This is a genomic window from Dactylosporangium sp. NPDC000521, assembly GCF_042898305.1.
Lineage (GTDB): Bacteria > Actinomycetota > Actinomycetes > Mycobacteriales > Micromonosporaceae > Dactylosporangium.
Genome location: NZ_JBIAYW010000010.1, coordinates 178,953 through 185,644, shown reverse-complemented (window position 1 = coordinate 185,644; position 6,692 = coordinate 178,953). Strand labels below are relative to the sequence as shown.

Genomic DNA, 6,692 nt, shown 5'->3' with positions numbered 1-6,692 from the left:
CACCTCCGCTTCGCTCCGGCGTCGGCCTGAGCCGAACCTGCAATGCTGATGAGCGGCCCGAGCCGCTTCGCTGGACGCTCATTTCGGCAGGTCCTTCCACGCGACGTCCTTGTCGAGCCGGTGCTCCGGCGGCAGCCCCAGGACCCGCTCCGCGACGATGTTGCGCAGGATCTCCGACGTGCCGCCCTCGATCGAGTTGCCTTTCGCGCGGAGGTACCGGTACCCGGCGGTCCGCCCGGAGAAGTCGACGATGGTCGGGCGCCGCATCGTCCACTCGTCGTGCCGCAGCCCCTCCTCGCCGAGCAGGTCCAGCTCCAGGCCGGAGATCTCCTGGTTGAGCCGGGCGAAGAGCAGCTTCGCCGCCGACCCTTCCGGCCCCGGCTGCCCTGCCGCCAGTTGCTGGCGCAGCCGCATCCCGGTGAGCCTCGCCGCCTCCGCCTCGACCCACAGCCGCAGCAGCGCGTCGTGCAGCGCCGGAGTGCGCAGCTCGGGCCGCTCCCGCCACAGGCCGGCGACGATGCCGATGCCGCCGCCCTCGCGGGGCGACGCGCCGCCGCCGATCGCGACCCGCTCGTTCATCAGCGTGGTCTGCGCGACCGCCCAGCCGTCGCCGACCGCGCCGAGCCGGTCGGTGTCGGGGATCCGGACGCCGGTCAGGAACACCTCGTTGAACTCGGCCTCGCCGGTGGCCTGGCGCAGCGGCCGCACCTCCACCCCGGGCGCGGTCATGTCGAGCACGAAGTACGTGATGCCCCGGTGCTTCGGCACGGCCGGGTCGGTGCGGGCGATGAGGATCGCCCACCGCGCCTCGTGCGCCATCGACGTCCACACCTTCTGGCCGTCGACGACCCACCCGTCGCCGTCCCCGTCGCTCACCCTGACCGCACGGGTGCCGAGGCCGGCGAGGTCGGATCCGGCGCCGGGCTCGCTGAACAGCTGGCACCACACCTCCTCGCCCGTCCACAGCGGGCGCAGCCAGCGCCGCCGCTGCTCGTCGGTGCCGTGCCGCAGGATCGTCGGTGCCGCCATGCCGAGGCCGATGCCGATGCGCCGCGGGTTGTTGTCGGGGGCGCCCGCCGCCGCGAACACCTCCTCGACGGCCGCCTGCTCCTCCCGCGGCAGGCCGAGCCCGCCGAGCCCTTCCGGGAACTGCACCCACGCGAGCCCGGCGTCGAACCGGGCCCGCAGGAAGTCCTGCGGGTCGAGCGCGTTGGGGTCGTGTGCGGCGAGGAACTCCTTCGCCAGGTCTGCCGGGTTCAGCTGTGCGTTCGACTGGGCGTTCGACTGAGGGTTCAATTGAGCGGGCCTCCGGCCACGTAGATGACCTGGCCCGACACGAAGCCCGCGCCCTCGCTCGCCAGGAACGAGATGGTGTGCGCGACGTCGGCCGGCACGCCCACCCGGCGGACCGGGATCCGCTCGGCCGCCGCCTGCTGGAACGCCTCGAAGTCGACCTTGACCCGGGCGGCGGTCGCGGCGGTCATGTCGGTCGCGATGAACCCGGGCGCGACGGCGTTGACGGTGACGCCGAACGGGCCCAGCTCGATCGCCAGGGTCTTCGTGAAGCCCTGCAGCCCGGCCTTCGCCGCGGAGTAGTTGGCCTGGCCCCGGTTGCCGAGCGCGGACGACGACGACAGGTTGACGATCCGGCCGAACTTCGCCGCCGTCATGTGCGTCTGCGCGGCCCGGCTCATCAGGAACGCACCCTTCAGGTGCACCCCCATCACCGTGTCCCAGTCGCTGTCGCTCATCTTGAACAGCAGGTTGTCCCGCAGCACCCCGGCGTTGTTGACCAGGACCAGCGGCGGCCCGAGCTCGCCGGCGACCCGGTCGACGGCGGCGGCCACGGCCTGCGCGTCGGCGACGTCCGCCCCGACGGCGAGGGCGCGCCCGCCGGCGGCCTGGATCTGTTCGACGGTGTCCTTGCAGGCGCCCTCGTCCAGGTCGAGCACCGCGACGGCGTGCCCGTCGGCGGCCAGTCGGAGGGCGGTCGCGGCGCCGATGCCGCGGGCCGCGCCGGTCACGATCGCCACGCGGGCCTGTGTGTCAGTCATGCCTCCGATCCTTACCCGTGAGACACGGTCCTGAAAAGGCACTGCAAGTGCAGATTGTTCACACCGGCCGTGCGATATGTCCGATTGGCGGAATTTCCCGGAAGTTCCCGGCAGGGAACCGTTCAGGTGCGGCACGGTTGCGCCGATGGTCTCAGCGTCACACGGAAGAGACAGCAGCACGGGGGGCACGGATGAACGGCAACACGATCAAGAAGGCAGTCACGCTGGCTGGTTTCGCCGCTCTGGCGGGCCTCGGGACGATGATCGGATCGACCGCCGCCACCGCCGCCACCGCCACTCCCGGTGCCTCCGCCGCGCCCGCCGCGATCGGCGGCAAGACCGTCGCCTACGTGCGGGCCGGCGTCATCTACAGCAGCGACGGCTACAACGAGGTCCGCCTCACCGAGGACGAGGTCAACGCCCGGCCGCGGTTCAGCCCCGACGGCACGAAGCTCACGTACCTGCACAACGACACGGTCTGGGTGATGAACGCCGACGGCAGCGGCAAGCGCCAGGTCAGCGACCGGGTCGCCGGCGGCGCCTCGTGGTCCCCGGACGGCTCGTGGATCGCCTACGCCGCGCTGTCCTGCACCGGCGGCCCCGGCGTCTTCAGGGTGGCGGCCGACGGTCCCGCGGGCGCCGTGTCGCAGCCGCTGTTCCCCGCCTCCTGCCGGGACCAGGCCGTCCCCGAGGTCGCGTACATCACTGAGCAGGCCACTGAGCAGCCCACTGAGCAGGCCACTGAGCAGCCCACTGAGCAGGCCGCTGAGCAGGCCGCTGAGGTCAAGCCGGGGAAGCTCGTGGACCGCCTGCGCACCGACGACGCGGTCGCCTGGTCGCCCGACGGCTCGAAGATCGCGTTCCGTGGCGGCGAGTGCGAGTCGATCGCCGACAACTGCCTGAGCGTCGGCAACGTCGAGACCGGCACCGAGCGCGCCATCGACTACTACGGCGGTGGCGGCAGCGGCACCAGCGGCTTCGGCGTCGTCCCCGCCTGGTCGCCCGACGGCCAGAAGGTCACCTGGACCACCTACACCGAGGACGGCACCGCGGTGCGGGTCACCGAGGCCGACGCCGACGGCGGCAACCGGCACCAGATCGGCGCCGCCGACGACCGCGAGATGGTCTACGCGGGCCGCCGTACCGGCGTGCTGACCGCGTCGCACCAGGGCCACTCGTGGGTGACCGCGGTCGACCTGGCCACCGGCGCGCGGACCCCGCTCCACCAGGGCTCCCAGCCGACCGTCCAGGCCCGATGACCAGACAGCTGATCGGCATCACGCTGGCACTCACGCTGGCGTCGTGTGGCTCCGGTTCGACACCTGTCGAGCCGGAGCCTTCGCGTTCGGCCACCGGCGGCGCGCTGCTCGCCGTCGAGGACCTGCCCGACGGCTACGTGACCAGCCCACCGCAGGCGGAGCCCGAGGTCAGCAGGGCCAGCACGGTCAGCGTCGCCGGCTGCGACGCCCTGATCGACCGGTTCCGCGCGGGCGGCACCGGCGTCCGGTTCGAGGGCGGTGCGACCGGTCCCTTCCTCGCCGAGGAGGTCTCCGAGAATCCGGATGCGGTGGGTGTACTGCGGGAGCTCGGCACCCGGTGCGCGGCGTTCACGGACACCGATCCCGGCGGCGGGACGACCAGCGTCACGGTGGCCGACGCCGGGCTGCCGAGCCTCGGCGACGAGTCCGCGGCTGTCAGGATGGCGGCGTCCGGCGGCGCCGGCGACGAGGCCTACACCCTCGGCGGCTATCTGCTCGTCGTCCGCGTCGGCGGCACGACCTGCACCCTCGTGCACTTCGGCCAGCCGGAGGTCGACCGGGCCGAGACGGAGGCGATCGCCAGAGCGGCGGTGCGCAAGCTGCAGCGGCGACAATGAGGCATGCGGCTGGGCACGTTCAACCTCATGCACGGACGGTCGCTCGCCGACGGGCAGGTCGACGCCGCCCGGATCCACGCGACGGTCGCCGCGCTGGACGCCGACGTGCTCGGGCTGCAGGAGGTCGACCGGGGCCAGCTCCGCAGCGGCCACGCCGACCTCGCCACGATCGCGGCCGACGCGCTGGGCGCGAGGCACGTCATATTCGTGCCGGCGGTGGTCGGCACCCCCGGCGAGGGCTTCCGGGCGGCGACCGACGGCGACCAGGACGGGACCGACCCGCACTACGGCGTCGCGCTGGTGAGCCGGTATCCGGTGGTCGAGTGGCGGGTGACCCGCCTGCCGGCCGCCCCGCTGCGCGCGCCCCTCTTGGCCGGATCCCAGCTGCTGCTGCTCGACGACGAGCCGCGGGTCCTGATCGCCGCGGTGCTCGAAACCCCTGCCGGGCGTGTGACCGTCGCCACCACCCACCTGTCGTTCGTCCCCGGCTGGAACGTCCGGCAGCTCCAGCTGGTCCGCCGGGCGCTGCGCCCGCTGCCGGCGCCGCGCGTGCTCCTCGGCGACCTCAACCTCCCGGGCGGGCTGCCGCGGCTCTTCTCCGGCTGGTACCGGCTCGCGAGCCTGCCGACCTACCCGGCACCGACGCCACGCGTGCAGTTCGACCACGTGCTGGCCGACAGGCGCGGCATCGAGCGCCTCCCGCGGGTCCTGGAGACGGCCGCGCCGGCGGTGCCGATCTCCGACCACCGGCCGCTGATTGTGACGCTCCGTGATCGGCCGGGCACGCTGAAGATCGATTAGGACAGATTATAAGTGCGAGCGGAATGCCTGCTTGCGGCGGTTTGTCCGGGCATGATTGCGAACCGTGTTCGGATAACTACGATTCTTCGGTGCCTTGTAGATTGGGCGTTCGTTTGTTGGGATGCGTACCGTCAGTGATTTCCAACCGAAGGTACAAGGCCGCAAAGGCCGCCGGTCCGGAGGATAAGAGCCGTGAAAGGTCGCCACCGCTCAGCGGGGTCGTCAGGCGCAGCGCTCAAGATGGGCGCCGCCGCCGTCGCCGTGCTCGTCGTCCTCGCCGGCAGCTGGTATGCGTTCCAGAAGTACTCCCAGCCGTCGTGCGGCGCGTCCACCAAGCTCACCGTCAGCGCACCCGCCGACATCGCGCCCGCGCTGAAGCAGCAGGTCGCCGACTGGTCCAACCAGGCCAAGTCCGACGGCAACTGCGTCGACGTCGAGGTCATCGAGGCCGCATCCGCCGACGTGGCCGCCGCGATCGCCGCGACCTCCAAGAAGTCCCTGACCGGCGTCGGCCAGGCCAACGGCAAGACCCGCATCCCCGACGTGTGGGTGCCCGACTCGTCGCTGTGGCTGCAGCGCCTGCGCGCCGTCAACCCCGCCGGCGTCCCCGCCAGCGCCAAGTCCATCGCCCGCAGCCCCATCGTCGTCGCCGTCCCCGAGCCGATCGCGACCACCTCCTTCGGCTGGCCCCAGACGAAAATCAAGTACACCGACCTGATCGGGAAGGTGGCCGGCGACCAGAAGGTCAAGCTCGGCATCGTCGAACCCAGCCGCGACTCGACCGGCCTCGCCGGCCTGATGACCCTCGCCGCCGCCGCGACCGCCTCCGCCGGCGGCAACCAGACCCAGGCCACGCAGACCGCGACCGCCGCGCTGCGCGCGCTCGCCGCCGGCCGGTCCTCGCTGCGCGACGACCTCATGCAGAAGTTCCCACGCGGCTCCGACCCGCAGGCACTCAGCGCCGGACTGACCGTCGCGCCGCTGTCGGAGCAGGCGGTCATCCAGTACAACGCCCAGCAGCCGCCGGTCCGCATCGCCGCGATCTACGCCGAGCCCGCACCGCTCGCCCTCGACTACCCGTTCGTCATCCTCGGCAAGGAGCACACCGCCGCCGCCGAGCAGCTGCTCAAGGTGCTCAGCGGCGACCAGTTCCGGGACCGGCTCGGCGCGATCGGCCTCCGCGGCTCCGACGGCGTCGCCGGCAAGGGCTTCCAGACCCCGACCGGCGCCCCGAGCGCCCTCACCGCCGGCCAGGTCCCCGAAGCCGCCACCATCGAGGCCCTGCTCGGCAAGTGGCAGGCGATCACCCTCCCAGCCCGCATGCTCGCCGTCATCGACGTGTCCGGCTCGATGCTCACGAAGGTCCCCACCGCCGGCGGCGCCGACCGCATGACGGTGACCCTCGAAGCGGCCCGCCGCGGCATGCAGCTCTTCGACGACTCCTGGGCCCTCGGCGTGTGGACCTTCTCCACCCAGCTCGACGGCGCCAAGGACTACAAGCAGCTCGTCCCCATCGGCCCGCTGGTCAGCCAGCGCAACCAGTGCCTCCAGGCGCTGCAGTCGATCCGCCCCAAGCAGAACGGCGACACCGCCCTCTACGACACCATCCTCGCCGGCTACAAGACCGTGCAGAGCGGCTGGGACCAGGGCCGGATCAACTCCCTCATCGTCATGACCGACGGCGAGAACGACGACCCCGCCGGCGGCCTCTCCCTGGAGCAGCTGATCGCCGAGCTCAAGGCGGCCGCCGACCCGGCCAAGCCCATCCAGGTCATCCTCATCGGCATCGGCGACAAGGTCGGCGAGGGCGCCATGCGCCAGATCACCGACGCCGTCGGCGGCGGCACCTTCGTCGCCCCCGACCCGGCCAAGATCGGCGACATCTTCCTGCAGGCCATCTCGCTGCGCGGCCAGGCCGTACAGCCCAAGTAGGAGTTTCGTGATCCCGTGCGGTTCCGGTA

At 72.2% G+C, this 6,692-nt stretch carries 6 protein-coding genes; 4 read left to right on the top strand and 2 right to left on the bottom strand.

Annotation, left to right across the window (positions count from 1 at the left end):
* Positions 1–78 precede the first annotated feature (78 nt).
* Positions 79–1,296 carry an acyl-CoA dehydrogenase family protein gene (locus ACFY3L_RS31055; RefSeq protein WP_389331867.1) on the bottom strand — a complete coding sequence of 406 codons (1,218 nt, stop codon included), beginning with the start codon at positions 1,294–1,296 and terminating at the stop codon, positions 79–81.
* Positions 1,293–2,054: a 3-oxoacyl-ACP reductase FabG gene (gene fabG / locus ACFY3L_RS31050; RefSeq protein ID WP_344501000.1), complete on the bottom strand. Its 762-nt coding sequence runs from the start codon at positions 2,052–2,054 to the stop codon at positions 1,293–1,295. The genes ACFY3L_RS31055 and fabG overlap by 4 nt, the downstream gene beginning before the upstream one ends.
* A 191-nt stretch (positions 2,055–2,245) precedes the next feature.
* On the opposite strand from fabG, the gene ACFY3L_RS31045 reads away from it, so the two are divergent.
* The 4 genes from ACFY3L_RS31045 (at position 2,246) to ACFY3L_RS31030 (ending at position 6,663) form a co-directional block, all read left to right on the top strand.
* On the top strand, positions 2,246–3,313 hold the full coding sequence (locus tag ACFY3L_RS31045; RefSeq protein ID WP_389331863.1) for a TolB family protein: 1,068 nt from the start codon (positions 2,246–2,248) through the stop codon (positions 3,311–3,313).
* Positions 3,310–3,930, top strand: a complete 621-nt coding sequence (locus ACFY3L_RS31040) for a hypothetical protein (RefSeq protein WP_389331860.1) — start codon at positions 3,310–3,312, stop codon at positions 3,928–3,930. Before ACFY3L_RS31045 ends, ACFY3L_RS31040 begins: the two co-directional genes overlap by 4 nt.
* Before the next feature lie 3 nt (positions 3,931–3,933).
* Positions 3,934–4,731, top strand: coding sequence for an endonuclease/exonuclease/phosphatase family protein (locus tag ACFY3L_RS31035; RefSeq protein WP_389331858.1), 798 nt, complete (start codon positions 3,934–3,936; stop codon positions 4,729–4,731).
* A gap of 192 nt (positions 4,732–4,923) precedes the next feature.
* Positions 4,924–6,663, top strand: a complete 1,740-nt coding sequence (locus ACFY3L_RS31030) for a VWA domain-containing protein (protein ID WP_389331855.1) — start codon at positions 4,924–4,926, stop codon at positions 6,661–6,663.
* Positions 6,664–6,692 lie beyond the last annotated feature (29 nt).

Excerpts from the sequence above, each read along its gene's own strand:
- fabG (WP_344501000.1), bottom strand. The coding sequence starts at position 2,054 with ATGACTGACACACAGGCCCGCGTGGCGATCGTGACCGGCGCGGCCCGC.
- ACFY3L_RS31045 (WP_389331863.1), top strand. The coding sequence starts at position 2,246 with ATGAACGGCAACACGATCAAGAAGGCAGTCACGCTGGCTGGTTTCGCC.
- ACFY3L_RS31040 (WP_389331860.1), top strand. The coding sequence starts at position 3,310 with ATGACCAGACAGCTGATCGGCATCACGCTGGCACTCACGCTGGCGTCG.
- ACFY3L_RS31035 (WP_389331858.1), top strand. The coding sequence starts at position 3,934 with ATGCGGCTGGGCACGTTCAACCTCATGCACGGACGGTCGCTCGCCGAC.